The sequence below is a fragment of the Bacillus sp. SRB_331 genome (assembly GCF_003264175.1).
In the GTDB taxonomy this organism is placed as follows: Bacteria; Bacillota; Bacilli; order Bacillales; family Bacillaceae_G; genus Bacillus_A; species Bacillus_A mycoides.
In genome coordinates this window covers 481,748-497,048 of the sequence record NZ_NADV01000007.1, presented here as the reverse complement: position 1 = coordinate 497,048, position 15,301 = coordinate 481,748, and the positions used below count along the sequence as shown (strand labels likewise).

Genomic DNA, 15,301 nt, shown 5'->3' with positions numbered 1-15,301 from the left:
TCAATTATGGTATAATATTCTTGTCACAATAATAAGGGGGATTTTATGTTATCTAAAAAATTGCACGACGCATTAAATGAACAAATGAACTTTGAATTTTACTCTGCCCACGCTTATATGGCAATGGCTGCATACTGTACAGCTGAGAGCTATGATGGATTCGCTAACTTTTTCCTTGTACAAGCTGAAGAAGAGCGTTTCCACGCAATGAAGCTTTACAACTATATTAATGACCGCGGTGAGCGCGCTATTATTACTGGATTCGATCATCCTAATAACGAATATGAATCTGTACTGAACGCTTTTGAAGTAGCACTTGAGCACGAGCGTGAAGTAACGAAACGTATTTATCACTTATCTGATATCGCTTGGGATGAGCGTGAGCATGCAACAATTACATTCTTAAAATGGTTCGTTGATGAGCAAGTAGAAGAAGAAGCTTCATTTGATAGCATCATCCAAAAATTAAAACGTATTACAAGCGATTCAAACGCATTATTTATGCTAGATGCTGAATTAGAGAAACGTACATTTACGCCTCCAGCTGAGTAGTATTTCAATCACCTTAATGAATATATTAAGGTGATTTTTTTATTTTCTCTCTAGCTTAAAATAACCTTAAAATTCCTCGTATTTGACATAGAATCAGTAAAAAATGGTATTACTTTCAATATAAAGTAAAACTTTAATCCGTGGGGTTTTGTTCATCCCCCACGGATTATTAGCCCTCACCAATCGGGCGTTTACGAGCAGCCCGACTCCCACCTAACTTCTTTGCTCCCGCCGAATTTTGAGGTGGGAGTCTTACTGCCCGCAAATAGCGGGATAAAACAATATACGAGGAGAGAAAAAATGAACCAACGTGTAGAATTTGTTGACGCCATTCGTGGTTTCGCTTTATTTGGCATTTTACTTGTTAATATTACATTAATTCAATTCGGGTTATTCGCTAATGAAAAATCCACTTATATTTTCGGAAAACTCGATGAAAGTGCTAATTGGTTTATTCAATTTTTCGGCACACAGAATTTTATTTCCCTATTCTCTTTTTTATTTGGGCTTAGCATTATTTTGTTACAAAAAAGTATTATCGCAAAAGGAAAAAAGTTTTTCCCTACATATATAAGGCGTATTAGCATTCTTTTACTACTAGGTTTCATTCACGGCACCTTTGTTTGGTCCGGAGATATTTTATTTGCATACGGGCTTATCGGGATTTTCTTAATGATGTTTATAAATAGAAAACCAAAAACATTATTGATTTGGGCAACTATTCTACTCGCACTCATTACACTTATGTCTTATCAAACTGATCCAAATACAAATATTAATGATTTTGCTCCTTATATTGAAAAAGAGCATAAAGTTCATGAAACTGGAAGCTATATGGATCATGTCAACTTTAGATTAACTGAAAATCCTTTCGAGTATATTGGGATTAACGGTTTCTTCGGACTAGTTTTCATATCAATTTTCGCAATAATTTTTATGTCCCCACTTTTCTTACTCGGAATGTATGTAGGAAAAAAGGGCTGGCTATTTGAGATTGATAAACACATACCTTCTATCAAAAAGATTTGGCTTATCACTGGTATTTTCTCTTTTACAATTAAAATCTTAGCCATGTTCGTAAAGCATCCAATTTTAATTATGTTACAAGATGGCCTTACATCAGTAACCATGACATTCTTTTACGGAAGCACAATTATTTTATTATTTCATTACAAAAAAGCATCGCGCTTACTAACATATATGGCGAATATGGGGAAAATGTCGGTTAGTAATTACTTAGCTCAATCCATTATCGCAACAACAATTTTTTACGGTTATGGCTTTGGCTTATTCGGTAAAATCGGATACTTCTTCGGTATTCTTTTAACCATCGGAATTTATACGATTCAACTATTGGTTAGCACATATTGGCTACGGAAATATCGAATGGGGCCTGTTGAATATGTATGGAGACTGGGAACTTATTTAGAGAGACCACGATTTAAAAGAAGTTTGGATAAAGCAAGTTAAACAAAAAAAGCAATGAGCCCACACGCTCATTGCTTTTCTTAATTTATTAAAGCATAACCCCAACGATAATCGCTGATAATATACTTACTAACGTTGCACCGTATACAAGTTTTAATCCGAATGAAGATACAACGTTTGCTTGTTTGCCATCGATACTCTTCGTTGCACCTGCGATAATTCCGATAGATGAGAAGTTCGCAAATGATACAAGGAAGATAGATAAAATACCTACTGTACGAGCTGATAAATCGCCAGCTACTTTTCCTAGATCAAGCATTGCAACGAATTCGTTCGTTACTAATTTCGTTGCCATAATTTGTCCTGCTGTTAGCATCTCTGATGTTGGAATACCCATTACGAATGCTAATGGTGAGAAGACATATCCTAAAATGCTTTGGAATGTGATTCCGAAAATTGAATCGAATACACCGTTAATTGCTGTAATTAATGCTACGAAACCGATTAACATCGCCGCTACTGTTACAGCAATAGAGAAACCAAGCATAATATATTCGCCTAACATTTCAAAGAATGTTTGTTTCTTGTCTTCTTGTAATTCTAAAATATCGTCTTCTTCATTCACATCATATGGATTAATAATATGAACGATAATGAATCCACTGAATAAGTTTAGTACAAGTGCTGTTACTACATATTTCGGATCAATCATTTTCATATAAGAACCGACGATTGACATTGATACTGTTGACATTGATGATGCACAAAGTGTGTATAAACGATTTCTCGGTAATTTGCTTAGTTGATCTTTTACTGTAATAAATACTTCACCTTGACCAACAATTGCAGCTGCTACTGCATTATATGATTCTAGTTTTCCTAAGCCGTTAATTTTACTTAATAGGAAACCGACTGCACGAATGATAATCGGTAATACTTTAATATGTTGCAGGATCCCGATTAATACTGCTAAGAAAATAATTGGTAATAATACTGTTAAGAAGAATGGTGCTTGTCCATCATTTGCTAGACCACCAAATACGAAATTAACCCCTGCTTCCGCAAATTTTAAAATAGCTCCAAATCCATCTGCAATCCCTTTTACTAATACAAATCCGACCTTTGTATTTAGTAAGAAATACGCAAGTACCAATTGAATTACAAGCATAACTGCAATTGGTTTATATTTAATTTTCTTACGATCTGAACTTATAAGGAACCCTAGTACAAATACTACAATTAAACCGACTAGAAACATTACTAACTTCATATGTGAATCCTCCACTTCCATGAGTTATCAGTCGTATAACGAATGACGTCTGACCATTAATGTTAAAAAATATGAACCCCTAAAATATTTTGAACTGTCTTCTAAAATAGGTAAGCGTTTACATAAATTGCAATTTATAACAGGTAGTCTCTTCTTCTCTACCGTATTTAACGTCTGAAATGGATACCACCTACAAATCAAATTGTAAGCGTTATCTAATTGAAATGCAATATAAATTTTAAAAGATTTTTATATGTTAATATATTCCTAACCGATTGGGTTTTTTATGTAAATTCACCATAAAAAATAGCCCTAGCTATGAGCTAGGGCCTCCCTTTTTACCCCGCTTTAACGGGCAGTAAGACCCCACCTCAAAATTCAGCGAAAACAAAGAAGTTAGGTGGGTGATTAACTGCCCGTAAAAGCCCGATTGGTGAAGGCTAATAATTAGCGGGGGATAAAGCCCCCCACTGATTAAAGTTTCACTTTATAACATAACACCAACGATAATCGCGGATAAAAGACTTACTAATGTCGCACCGTATACAAGTCGTAATCCGAATGATGAAACAACGTTTGATTGGTTTTCATCGATCCCTTTCGTTGCGCCTGCGATAATTCCGATAGATGAGAAGTTCGCGAATGATACAAGGAATACAGAAAGAATACCAACTGTACGAGCTGATAAATCACCAGCTACTTTTCCTAGATCAAGCATCGCAACAAACTCGTTTGATACTAATTTTGTTGCCATAATTTGTCCCGCTGTTACCATTTCTGCTTGCGGGATACCCATTACGAATGCTAATGGAGAGAAAATATATCCTAAAATAGCTTGGAATGTAATACCGAACACTGAATCAAACAAGCTATTGATTGCTGTAATTAATGCTACGAAACCAAGTAACATTGCTGCTACCGTAATCGCAATCGTGAAACCAAGCATAATATATTCGCTTAACATTTCAAAGAATGACTGTTTTTTCTTATTTTCTAACTTCAGTGTATCTTCTTCTTCTGTAATATCGTACGGGTTAATAATATGAATGATAATGAAACCACTAAATAAATTTAATACAAGTGCTGTTACTACATATTTTGGTTCAATCATTTTCATATAAGAACCAACGATCGACATCGATACTGTCGACATGGAAGATGCACATAGTGTATATAAACGATGTTTTGGTATTTTACTTAATTGATCTTTTACTGTAATAAATACTTCTGCTTGCCCAACAATTGCGGCCGCTACTGCATTATATGATTCTAATTTTCCTAAACCATTTACTTTACTTAGCATAGTACCAATAGCACGAATAAATATCGGTAAAATTTTAAAGTGTTGCAGAATTCCGATTAACACTGCAAAGAATACGATTGGTAATAAAGCTGTTAAGAAGAATGAAACCTCCCCTTTATTAACAAGGCCACCAAATACGAAAACGATTCCAGATTCCGCGTATCCAAGAAGCGCTCCAAATCCATCTGAAATTCCTTTTACTAAAATATAACCAATTGGCGTATTTAATAAGAAATACGTTAACGCTAGCTGAATAACAAGCATAATTGCGATTGGTTTATACTTGATCTTCTTACGATCAGAACTTATAAGAAAGCCGAGTACGAATACAACTAGTAGTCCTACAAGAAACATAACAAACTTCATTAATAAAATCCTCCATTTAACTCTTCATTAACGTTGAACGTCTGACTACTCAAAACAAGGAATAATCCGAACTTTCCATTTCTCCTCCAAAACCTTCAATCGGATATGAAAAACCATAAAATCTCTTGTCTCAAAGCCATTTTCCATTCTAACACAAATTATAACTCACATCCGCATTTTTCTTAAAAAAATACATTTTATTATAAAACACTCATTAATGTTCGTATTTTCCCTCTTCCTTTAGTTTATCACCATAAAAAAAACGAGCATCAAATTTCTCTGATGCTCGTTCCTTTTTATTATACAGCTTTTTCTTTATCTGCTACTGCTGGCTTGTCCCAGCACTCTGTATTGTTTAAACCAGGAATAGACTCCGCATAAAAGACTGGATCTTTTCCTTGTTTCTTTTGTTTTACGTAATCTGATAATGCCGCGAAAGCATACTTAGAAAGGAATACAATCGCCACTAAGTTAATAATAGCCATGATACCCATGAATAAATCTGCTAAGTCCCAAACAATTTGAATTGTTGCTACAGAACCTAACATAACCATACCAAGTACCGCGATTCGATAAACATTTAGTAAAACTTTACTTCCATTTAAAAACTCAATATTTGTTTCACCATAGTAGTAGTTACCTACTAATGAACTAAATGCAAACAAGAAGATTGCAACTGCTACAAATATAGAAGCCCACGGTCCGATATGTTGACTTAATGCTTGTTGCGTTAATTGAATTCCGTTTAAATCAGCCGCTCCAGGCACATCTGATAATAAAATGATAAATGCTGTACAACTACAAATTAATAATGTATCTGTAAATACTCCTAAAGTTTGAATGAAACCTTGTTTAACTGGGTGCGTTACGTTTGCAGTCGCAGCTGCGTTTGGCGCACTACCCATACCTGCTTCATTTGAGAATAATCCACGTTTTACCCCTAGTAAAATCGCAGCTCCTAATCCCCCGCCCACTACTTCTTTAATTCCGAAAGCATGTAAGAAAATTTCTTTAAATACATATGGAATTGCCGTAATGTTTGTTACAACAACGAATAATGCCACTGCTACATATATAATTGCCATTACTGGAACAATCATTTCAACCGCACGTGCAATACGTTTTACTCCGCCGAAGATAATGATTGCAAGTAAACCAGCCATAAACAGACCTACAAACTTACCATCTGTGTTAAATGCTCCATCAAAAGCCGCCGCTACTGTGTTGGACTGCACGGCGTTGAAAATTAATCCGAAACTAACTGTTATTAGAACAGAGAAGACAACTCCTAGCCAGCGTTTCTTTAAACCCTTTTCCATATAATACGCTGGACCACCACGGAACGCATTCCCATCTTTTACTTTATAAATTTGCGCTAATGTGCTCTCTACAAATGCAGAAGCACCCCCAATTACCGCGATTAACCACATCCAAAATACCGCTCCTGGTCCACCTGCTGAGATTGCGATAGCTACACCAGCTAAGTTACCAGTACCTACACGAGAAGCTGTACTCATACAAAAAGCCTGGAATGATGATACACCACTTTTTTCTTTTTGCGCTTTTCTTGTTTTTGAACTCGCTCCATCCCCAAGTAAACGAATCATTTCTCCAAAGTAACGTATTTGAACAAACTTTACTCGGAAAGAAAAATAAAGCCCAAGTCCAATTAGCATTGCAATAATAATATATGACCAAAGAACATTATTTATATCCCCAATAACACTAGTTAAAAAATCCATCATTGCGTTCCCCCTCTTCATAACACTAAGAAGATTATATTCTAAAAACTTTTAACAATCAAGAATTTTCGACAAGAAATGTAAGGTTTTATAACATGAAAATGTTAACAATTATAACATCCGTATTTTTTATAAAAATTATATTAATCATCTTTTAGCCTTAATATCATTAATTACAACAAAAAAACGAGCATCGAATTCATCTCGATGCTCGCCTTTTTATTATACTGCTTTTTCTTTATCTGTTACCGCCGGCTTATCCCAACACTCTGTGTTCGTTAAACCAGGAATAGAATCTGCACTGAATACCGGATCTTTTCCTTGTTTCTTTTGTTTCACATAGTCCGCCAACGCAGCATACGCAAATCGGCCAAGAAGTGTAATCGCAATTAAGTTTGTGATTACCATTAGACCCATAAATAAGTCTGCCATATTCCATACAACTTGAAGCGTCGCAATAGAACCGAATAATACCATTCCCACTACCGCAATACGGTAAATCGTTAACCAAGTTTTACTTTGCTTAATAAACTCAATATTCGTTTCACCATAATAGTAGTTTCCTAGAAGTGAACTGAAAGCAAATAAGAAAATGATAATCGCTAAGAAGCTACTTGCCCATGGGCCAATTTGTGAACTTAATGCATTTTGCGTTAATTCAATACCTTCTAAATTTGTTGCCTTATATGCACCAGAACATAGTACGATAAACGCTGTTGATGTACATACTAAGAACGTATCTACTAAAACACCGATTGTTTGAATAAAACCTTGTTTCGCTGGATGCGTTACATCTGCTGTTGCTGCCGCATTTGGCGCACTCCCCATACCCGCTTCATTCGCAAATAATCCTCGCTGAATACCAAACTTCATTGCAGCACCAATACCGCCACCTACAGCTGAATCTAAACCAAATGCACCTTTAAAGATTTCTGTGAAAACATCCGGTATTAAATAGAAGTTTTTAATAACAACGAAAACAGCTACTGCAATATAAATAATTGCCATCGGCGGAACAATCATTTCTGACATACGCGCAATACTTTTTACACCACCAAAAATAATAACCGCGACTAATACCGCTAACACAATCCCAACAACGTAACGCTCAATACCAAAAGCATTTTTAAATGCTAATGTAACTGTATTTGCTTGTACGGAGTTGAAAATTAATCCGTAAGTAATTGTAATTAGAATAGAGAACCAAATTCCCATCCAACGTTTATTTAAACCTTTTTCCATATAATAAGCAGGACCACCACGGAAGCCACTGCCATCTTTTATTTTATAAATTTGCGCAAGCGTACTTTCTACGAAACTTGAAGACGCCCCAATAATCGCAATAACCCACATCCAAAATACAGCTCCTGGTCCTCCCATAGAAATAGCTAGCGCTACACCAGCTAAGTTCCCGATACCAATACGAGCTGCTGAACTCATACAAAATGCTTGGAATGACGATACACTTCCCTTTTTACGTGTCTTTCCAGTTAAGCCATCACTCATTAATCGAATCATTTCCCCTAAATGAGTAAGTTGTACGAATTTCAATTTAATAGAAAAATAAAGCCCTAAACCAATTAACATTGCAATAAGAATATATGACCAAAGAATTGTATTCGTTGATGAAACGAATTGTTCTAAAATATTCATACAATTAACCCCTCCTTTTCTCCATAAATCGAATTATATTCAAAAAATATTCAAAAATCAACATTTTTCGACAATTTATAACTTCCAAATTTTAGGATTCACCTTACGAATACAATGCTCTTTTCTGAATCTACTTTCATCAGGTGCGCATACTAAAATAAAAAATAATTTCATAAACAACACCATTGACAAAAACGCACACCTGTAACTATAATGATTACATCAAGTTGTAACAAACCTAATTACACTAAATTCGTTTATTTTTAGATATACACTTTAATAAAGAAACTTGGAGGGAATCATTATGAAAATTGGAATTATCGGAGCAAGCGGAAAAGCAGGAAGTCGTATTTTAAAAGAAGCATTAGATCGCGGACATGAAGTAACTGCAATCGTAAGAAGCGCTGCAAAAATTACAGAAAAAAATGTAAAGATTTTAGAGAAAGATGTATTCACTCTTACATCTAACGACCTACAAGCATTCGATGTAGTTGTAAATGCATTCGGTGCTCCAGCCGGACAAGAACACCTTCACGTAGATGCAGGAAACGTACTTATCGAAGCTATGAAAGGTGCACCTAATACAAAATTACTTGTTGTTGGCGGCGCTGGTAGCTTATTTGTAGACGAAGAGAAAACAACACGTGTATTTGATACACCAGGATTCCCAAATGAATATCTTGCAACAGCTCAAAACCAAGGTAAAAACTTAGAAATCCTAAATCAAACAAATGATATTACTTGGACATTCATTAGCCCTTCTGCACTATTTGCATTAGGAAAACGCACAGGCTCTTATACAGCTGGAAAAGACAACCTTCTTGTTAACTCAAAAGGTGATAGCTACGTAAGTTACGAAGACTTCGCAGTTGCAGCACTTGATGAAATCGAAAATCCAAAACACGTAAACAAACGCTTCACAGTTGTTTCTGAAGCTGAGTAATAGAAAAAGCTCGTAAACATAATGTTTACGAGCTTTTTTATCATCTGTTATATTGATTCGGTTTATGTGGTTCATTTGGTGTATAGGGTTTATTTGGTTTATTTGGTTTATTATCATGACCATTTGCTTTTTTCCAACTTACCGCCAACTCTGGACTTGTTTTCTCTTCACTACGGTCTAATAATACAACTGCATTTTGAATTGTCGGTGTTCCTTTATGTGCAATTCCTTGTAGTTTCGTTAAATTCCCTGATACTTTAAAGCTAAATCCACCCGATGGTGTTTGTTTCGGAATTAAAATGCGGAACTTTTCTCCTACATTAAATTCTGTTTTTCCCTCGCCTTTTTCATTTACGAACTTCGCGCCTTCTGGTGCACCTGTTGCTTGTACTTTATACGTTCCGCTTTTTGCATTTGTTTGCACTGTATATAAACCAGTTTCAAAAAACTCATCTTTTAATACGGCTTCTTGTTCTTCTGACGGTATTACACTCATCGTAATTTCTTGTAAATCTTCACTAGCATTGGCTTTTTCAACTATAGCTTTCGTGACTTTTTCTACATTTTTATTACGGAAATCTAAATCGTTAATATCAATTTGTTTTAACGCATTCCACACCGCAAGCTGCGTTGCGTAATGTGCATCTCTCCAGTCAGAAACACCTAATTCTTGTGGGCTCTTCTGCGGATACCCGTTTAATAGTACACGGTACACGTTAATATCTACTTTACCCATTTCAGGTAAATCTTGGCCGCTCGGAGATTTCAAATCTACATTTAAGCAAAAAGCAATTTTGCCATCTGCCGTTTTAATAAGCTCTGTTCGAATTGGTTTCTTCTTTGACCTACTATAACTCCAATCCATTTCATACTTCGTATGATCCATAACTTCTGCGAATGCTTTTTGAAGTGGGAATAATAAGTTCGCAAATACAAATAAAACACTCAAAAAAGCGGCCACTAGCTTGAACGATCTTTTTATATTCATGTCTACAACCCCTTATTAAATAACAAATTTACTCCTGTTTATTATTTAGTTAGAAATTTTTTTTATGCATAAACAAAACAAAAAAGAGTGCAAACTGTTTGCACTCTTCTCTCTTTACTTTAATCTTAGAAATCGAAGTTATCAGGATCTGGACCAACGCGGTGATTTTCATTTAACGCATCGATTTTTTCCATATCTTCTTTAGTCAATTCAAAATTAAATACATCAGCATTTGCAATAATGCGGTGCTCTTTCGTTGATTTTGGAATTGTGATCACTCCATTTTGTAAGTCCCAACGTAAAATAACTTGCGCTGTTGTTTTGCCGTGTTTATCAGCAATTTCTTGTAATGTTTCGTTATCTAATAATTGGCCTTGCATAAGTGGTGACCATGCTTCCATTTGAATACCTTGTTCTTTACAGAAAGCTTGTAATTCTTTTTGTGTTAAACGAGGGTGGTATTCTACTTGGTTAATCATCGGTTTAATTTCCGCATCTTTCATTACATCTTGTAAGTGATGGATTTGGAAGTTACTTACACCAATTGCACGTACGCGCTCTTCTTTATAAAGTGTTTCTAACGCTCTCCACGTATCTTTATATTTTCCTCCTACAGGCCAGTGAACAAGATATAAATCTAAATAATCTAGTTCTAATTTTTTTAAGCTCTCTTCATATGCAGCAATTGTTGATTCATATCCTTGATCTGCATTCCATACTTTTGAAGTGATAAATAATTCTTCTCTTGAAATACCAGTTGCTTCAATACCTGCACGAATTCCTTCACCCACAGCTTTTTCATTTCCGTAAATTGCAGCTGTATCGATGCTACGGTATCCTGCTTTAATCGCTGATTTTACAGCTTCTACAAGTTCTGGTCCTTCTTCTACTTTAAATACACCTAAACCGAACCAAGGCATTTCTACACCATTATGCAATACTGCTTTACTTTGTAAATTTTTCATTTTATTTTCTCTCCTTTATTTTGCTTGATCTCTTTTTTCTAATGTCATACTCCACGCTGTTAAAATAACAGCGCCTACTACCATAATGCCGCCTACCCAAGCAGTATGGATTAATCCTAACGAATTCGTTACAAGGCCACCTATATAAGAACCTAAAGCAATCCCTGCGTTAAATGCTGCAATATTAATTGCTGAAGCAACATCAACCGCACTTGGAACAAAGCGCTCTGCCAATATAACGACATATACTTGTAGCCCCGGAACATTCATAAATGCGAATAGTCCCATGAAAATAATTGTGATTAATCCAGCTACTTTAAATGGTGCTGTAAATGTTAAAACAAATAATATAATTGCTTGAATAAAGAACATGTAAAATAGCGCTCGAATCGGATTATGATTCGATAATTTTCCGCCGACCATATTCCCTATCGCAATTGCGATTCCATACACTAATAAAATGATTGTAACGGTACTCGATTTAAATCCTGTTACTTCTTGTAATAGCGGAGATAAATACGTAAATGTTACGAATGTTCCTCCGTATCCTAATGCAGTAATGACGAAAACAAGTAAGAGTCTTCCGTTCGTGATAAGTTTGAATTGATCACGAAATGATACTCGTGTACCCTTTTTTAAGTTAGACGGAATTAACATGCTGTTTGCGACTAAGGCAACAATTCCAATGACCACAATCACCATAAAAGATGCTCTCCAGCCAAATTGTTGACCAATAAACGTTCCAATTGGTACACCTGTAATCGTCGCAACGGTTAAACCAGTAAACATAAATGCTATTGCACTAGCACGTTTATTCTCTGGTACAAGTGCAGCCGCAATTGTGGATCCGATCGACATAAAAACGCCATGTGCAAACGCAGAGACAACCCTCGCGATAAGTAACACAGTAAAACTTGTTGCTACCGCTGCAATCCCATTACCGATAATAAAGACAATCATAATCCACATTAATAATGTTTTTCGCGACATACTAGCAGTTAGCGAAGTTAAAACAGGAGCACCGAATGCTACTCCTAACGCGTATAAAGAAACGGTTAAGCCCGCTGTTGTAACAGAAACATGTAAATCTTCCGAAATAGATGGTAATAAACCGACACTAATAAACTCAGTTGTACCAATCCCAAACGCACTAATTGCTAGTGCTAATAAAGCAAACATACTTCTTCGATTCGTCTGAACTTCTGAAGATGATACTGTATATGAACTCAATTGAATTCCTCCTTATTACAAGAAATCCAATCATAATAGTATGATAAAAAGGCCCTTTTATCTTCTAAAAAATATATTTCATACTTACAAATGCTATTATGAATGGTTTCATCCTTTTTTTGAAGAACGCACTTTAAAGTACGATAGGCACTAAAAAGTAACATAGTCACTTTTCAGTACCGTACTACTCATTTGCCTCTTACATGTGCTATTATGAAACATATTTAACATAATAAAAAGTACGTACTTTAAAGTGCTATAGGTACTAAAAAGTAACATTTGTATTATTTAGCTTACTTTTGAAATCTGCATTTACCAAAGGAGGGTTTCATATGAAGAAATACAATATTCCTGTAGAGGCGACTTTAGAGGTTATCGGCGGAAAATGGAAAGTTGTTATTCTTTGTCACTTAACGAAAGGTACAAAGAGAACGAGTGAACTAAAACGTTTAATGCCTGGTATTACACAAAAGATGTTAACACAGCAATTACGTGAATTAGAAGACGACGGCGTTATTCAAAGAAAGGTATATAATCAAGTCCCACCAAAAGTAGAATATTCTCTTACCGACTACGGTTGGTCTTTAGAATCGATTCTTGACTCTCTTTGTACTTGGGGCGAATGCCATCTTGAAAAAGGCGGCAACACATCGATGCTAATCGCAGAGAGTGAATAATAAGAAAAAAGGAAAAAACGAACGTGAATTTGTTTGTTTTTTCCTTTTTTTATTATTATATAGGTATACTTCTCATCGAAGTAAAATAATTTATGCGCTTTCATACCTTGTCATTACTAGGTTACGGGCTCAATATCAAATAATTAGGAATCATTTTTATGTTAACATACGTGTATATAGTATATAATATAGGATATATATTATATACACTTTCCGATAAGGGAACTTTCCATTATGCGGACAAGCCATGTATCGGACAGTTCATAAATAATAGGTAAGACGTTATGGTTTTAAATTTATGTTTTCAGCCTACTTGCTGTCATAAATTTAAAGGCATTTTATTGTGTTTTGTGAAACTTTGTATAAAGTTTCGTAAACGGTTACTATCTTACTTATAAAAAATAAGAGTATTGCTATCGTAAAGGAGAATTGGAGATGCCAGAAACTATGACTCAAACAAAGCCAGAACAAGAAACTGTACAAATTTCTGCTAGCCAAGGACAACTTGATGTACTTGATCAGTTGTTAAAACCTGAGGTACAAGAATCATTAACAACACTAGTGGAACAGCTTCCAAAATTAACTGAGCTTGTTAACATTTTAACTAAGTCTTATGACTTCGCTCAAACTGTTGCTACTGATGAAGTATTAAAAAACGACACTGTTAGTGCAATCACAGAGCTTGTAGAACCTGTAAAAGATACAGTGAAAAGCATGGCTGCAACTGCTATCGAAGCGAAAGATCGTGCTGACGAAAGCAACGAAGTTATCGGCCTGTTCGGTCTATTAAAATTACTAAAAGACCCACAAGCACAAAAAATGTTCCGCTTTGTGAACGCATACCTTCAAATTAGTGCAGAACGTAATAATAAATAATTTTACTTATAACAACAATTAGTAAAGACGGGGGATAACATACTATGTCAAAACAAATTGTCATCTTAGGCGCTGGTTATGGCGGTCTTCTTGCCGCTTTAAACGTACGTAAATATTACAGCAAATCAGAAGCACAAGTTACAGTGATCAACCAATACCCAACACACCAAATCATCACTGAACTACACCGCCTTGCAGCTGGTAACGTTGCTGAGCAAGCAATTGCAATGCCACTTACAAAGCTTTTCAAAGGCAAAGACATCGATCTTAAAATTGCAACAGTTGAGTCATTCTCAGTTGATAGCAAAGAAATCAAACTAGCTGGTGGCACTACGCTATCTTACGATGCACTTGTAGTTGCTTTAGGAAGTAAAACTGCTTACTTCGGTATTCCAGGACTAGAAGAAAACAGCATGGTATTAAAATCTGCTGCTGATGCAAACAAAATCTACAAACACGTTGAAGACCGTATTCGTGAATACGCTAAAACGAAAAACGAAGCTGATGCTACAATCGTAATCGGTGGTGGCGGATTAACTGGCGTTGAGCTAGTTGGTGAGCTTGCTGACATTATGCCTAAACTTGCAAAAAGCCACGGCGTAAATCCAAAAGAAGTTAAACTTCTTCTTGTTGAAGCAGGTCCAAAAATCCTTCCAGTATTACCAGACCACTTAATCGAACGTGCAACTGCTAGCTTAGAAGCACGCGGTGTTACATTCTTAACAGGTCTTCCTGTAACAAACGTTGCTGGTAATGAAATCGACTTAAAAGACGGTCAAAAAATCGTTGCTAACACATTCGTTTGGACAGGCGGCGTACAAGGTAACCCATTAATTGGTGAATCAGGTCTTGAAGTAAACCGCGGTCGTGCAACTGTTGATGCGCACCTACAATCTACTTCTCACAAAGACGTATTCGTTGCTGGAGACAGCGCTGTTGTCTTCTCTCCAGACGGTCGTCCATACCCACCAACTGCACAAATCGCTTGGCAAATGGGTGAGTTAATTGGATACAACTTATACGCAGCACTAGAAGGCAAAGCATTCGAAGAGTTCGCACCTATCAACTCCGGAACACTTGCTAGTCTAGGACGTAAAGATGCTGTTGCTACAATCGGAGCAAGTAATACTCCACTTAAAGGTTTACCAGCATCATTAATGAAAGAAGCAAGTAACGTTCGTTACTTATCACACATTAAAGGTCTATTCAGCTTAGCTTACTAATCTGAATATAAGCCCGAATCATGCCCTGCATGGTTCGGGCTATTTTTATCCCGCTATTTGCGGGCTGATAATCAGTGGGGATGAA

Annotated in this window: 13 protein-coding genes; 6 read left to right on the top strand and 7 right to left on the bottom strand. The window is 35.9% G+C overall.

The features are described 5' to 3' along the window. The first annotated feature begins 45 nt into the window (after nucleotides 1-45). Nucleotides 46-552, top strand: a complete 507-nt coding sequence (locus B5P42_RS06085) for a ferritin (protein ID WP_002015996.1) — start codon at nucleotides 46-48, stop codon at nucleotides 550-552. A 300-nt stretch (nucleotides 553-852) separates the two neighbouring features. Then, nucleotides 853-2,022 carry a DUF418 domain-containing protein gene (locus B5P42_RS06080; RefSeq protein WP_113733835.1) on the top strand — a complete coding sequence of 390 codons (1,170 nt, stop codon included), beginning with the start codon at nucleotides 853-855 and terminating at the stop codon, nucleotides 2,020-2,022. A gap of 46 nt (nucleotides 2,023-2,068) precedes the next feature. Here B5P42_RS06080 and B5P42_RS06075 read toward each other — a convergent pair whose 3' ends face one another. From B5P42_RS06075 to B5P42_RS06060, 4 genes are all read right to left on the bottom strand, one after another. Next, on the bottom strand, nucleotides 2,069-3,250 hold the full coding sequence (locus B5P42_RS06075) for a NupC/NupG family nucleoside CNT transporter (protein ID WP_113733834.1): 1,182 nt from the start codon (nucleotides 3,248-3,250) through the stop codon (nucleotides 2,069-2,071). Between the two features lie 487 nt (nucleotides 3,251-3,737). Next, the gene (locus tag B5P42_RS06070; protein ID WP_002089478.1) at nucleotides 3,738-4,919 is read right to left on the bottom strand and encodes a NupC/NupG family nucleoside CNT transporter; all 1,182 of its coding nucleotides are present in this window, start codon (nucleotides 4,917-4,919) and stop codon (nucleotides 3,738-3,740) included. Between the two features lie 299 nt (nucleotides 4,920-5,218). Beyond that, complete coding sequence (locus B5P42_RS06065) at nucleotides 5,219-6,661, bottom strand: alanine/glycine:cation symporter family protein (RefSeq protein ID WP_033708503.1); 1,443 nt, start codon at nucleotides 6,659-6,661, stop codon at nucleotides 5,219-5,221. Between the two features lie 222 nt (nucleotides 6,662-6,883). After that, complete coding sequence (locus B5P42_RS06060) at nucleotides 6,884-8,314, bottom strand: alanine/glycine:cation symporter family protein (protein ID WP_002016014.1); 1,431 nt, start codon at nucleotides 8,312-8,314, stop codon at nucleotides 6,884-6,886. Nucleotides 8,315-8,618: 304 nt separating this feature from the next. Between B5P42_RS06060 and B5P42_RS06055 the strand changes: the two genes are divergently transcribed. Next, entirely contained in the window at nucleotides 8,619-9,257 is a 639-nt protein-coding gene (locus tag B5P42_RS06055) for an NAD(P)-dependent oxidoreductase (protein ID WP_113733833.1), read from the top strand. A gap of 40 nt (nucleotides 9,258-9,297) precedes the next feature. On the opposite strand, the gene B5P42_RS06050 is transcribed toward B5P42_RS06055, so the two are convergent. From B5P42_RS06050 to B5P42_RS06040, 3 genes are all read right to left on the bottom strand, one after another. Next, complete coding sequence (locus B5P42_RS06050; protein ID WP_113733832.1) at nucleotides 9,298-10,245, bottom strand: thioester domain-containing protein; 948 nt, start codon at nucleotides 10,243-10,245, stop codon at nucleotides 9,298-9,300. Nucleotides 10,246-10,370: 125 nt separating this feature from the next. Then, entirely contained in the window at nucleotides 10,371-11,210 is an 840-nt protein-coding gene (locus B5P42_RS06045; RefSeq protein ID WP_113733831.1) for an aldo/keto reductase, read from the bottom strand. Between the two features lie 15 nt (nucleotides 11,211-11,225). Continuing rightward, nucleotides 11,226-12,389, bottom strand: a complete 1,164-nt coding sequence (locus tag B5P42_RS06040; protein ID WP_181458786.1) for an MFS transporter — start codon at nucleotides 12,387-12,389, stop codon at nucleotides 11,226-11,228. Nucleotides 12,390-12,772: 383 nt separating this feature from the next. Here B5P42_RS06040 and B5P42_RS06035 point away from each other — a divergent pair, with 383 nt between their 5' ends. The 3 genes from B5P42_RS06035 to B5P42_RS06025 all read left to right on the top strand — a co-directional run bounded on the left by B5P42_RS06035 (nucleotide 12,773) and on the right by B5P42_RS06025 (nucleotide 15,216). After that, nucleotides 12,773-13,117 (top strand): winged helix-turn-helix transcriptional regulator, encoded by a 345-nt coding sequence (locus B5P42_RS06035; RefSeq protein ID WP_088033313.1) that lies wholly within the window; start codon nucleotides 12,773-12,775, stop codon nucleotides 13,115-13,117. A 435-nt stretch (nucleotides 13,118-13,552) separates the two neighbouring features. Then, nucleotides 13,553-13,993: a DUF1641 domain-containing protein gene (locus tag B5P42_RS06030; RefSeq protein ID WP_002124127.1), complete on the top strand. Its 441-nt coding sequence runs from the start codon at nucleotides 13,553-13,555 to the stop codon at nucleotides 13,991-13,993. A 44-nt stretch (nucleotides 13,994-14,037) separates the two neighbouring features. Then, complete coding sequence (locus tag B5P42_RS06025; RefSeq protein ID WP_002016002.1) at nucleotides 14,038-15,216, top strand: NAD(P)/FAD-dependent oxidoreductase; 1,179 nt, start codon at nucleotides 14,038-14,040, stop codon at nucleotides 15,214-15,216. Nucleotides 15,217-15,301 lie beyond the last annotated feature (85 nt).

What these genes read in the sequence shown, in the direction of transcription:
- B5P42_RS06060 (WP_002016014.1), bottom strand. Translation starts at nt 8,314, where the DNA reads ATGAATATTTTAGAACAATTCGTTTCATCAACGAATACAATTCTTTGG.
- B5P42_RS06070 (WP_002089478.1), bottom strand. Translation starts at nt 4,919, where the DNA reads ATGAAGTTTGTTATGTTTCTTGTAGGACTACTAGTTGTATTCGTACTC.
- B5P42_RS06030 (WP_002124127.1), top strand. Translation starts at nt 13,553, where the DNA reads ATGCCAGAAACTATGACTCAAACAAAGCCAGAACAAGAAACTGTACAA.
- B5P42_RS06050 (WP_113733832.1), bottom strand. Translation starts at nt 10,245, where the DNA reads ATGAATATAAAAAGATCGTTCAAGCTAGTGGCCGCTTTTTTGAGTGTT.
- B5P42_RS06045 (WP_113733831.1), bottom strand. Translation starts at nt 11,210, where the DNA reads ATGAAAAATTTACAAAGTAAAGCAGTATTGCATAATGGTGTAGAAATG.
- B5P42_RS06080 (WP_113733835.1), top strand. Translation starts at nt 853, where the DNA reads ATGAACCAACGTGTAGAATTTGTTGACGCCATTCGTGGTTTCGCTTTA.
- B5P42_RS06085 (WP_002015996.1), top strand. Translation starts at nt 46, where the DNA reads ATGTTATCTAAAAAATTGCACGACGCATTAAATGAACAAATGAACTTT.
- B5P42_RS06065 (WP_033708503.1), bottom strand. Translation starts at nt 6,661, where the DNA reads ATGGATTTTTTAACTAGTGTTATTGGGGATATAAATAATGTTCTTTGG.
- B5P42_RS06035 (WP_088033313.1), top strand. Translation starts at nt 12,773, where the DNA reads ATGAAGAAATACAATATTCCTGTAGAGGCGACTTTAGAGGTTATCGGC.
- B5P42_RS06040 (WP_181458786.1), bottom strand. Translation starts at nt 12,389, where the DNA reads ATGTTTGCTTTATTAGCACTAGCAATTAGTGCGTTTGGGATTGGTACA.
- B5P42_RS06025 (WP_002016002.1), top strand. Translation starts at nt 14,038, where the DNA reads ATGTCAAAACAAATTGTCATCTTAGGCGCTGGTTATGGCGGTCTTCTT.
- B5P42_RS06075 (WP_113733834.1), bottom strand. Translation starts at nt 3,250, where the DNA reads ATGAAGTTAGTAATGTTTCTAGTCGGTTTAATTGTAGTATTTGTACTA.
- B5P42_RS06055 (WP_113733833.1), top strand. Translation starts at nt 8,619, where the DNA reads ATGAAAATTGGAATTATCGGAGCAAGCGGAAAAGCAGGAAGTCGTATT.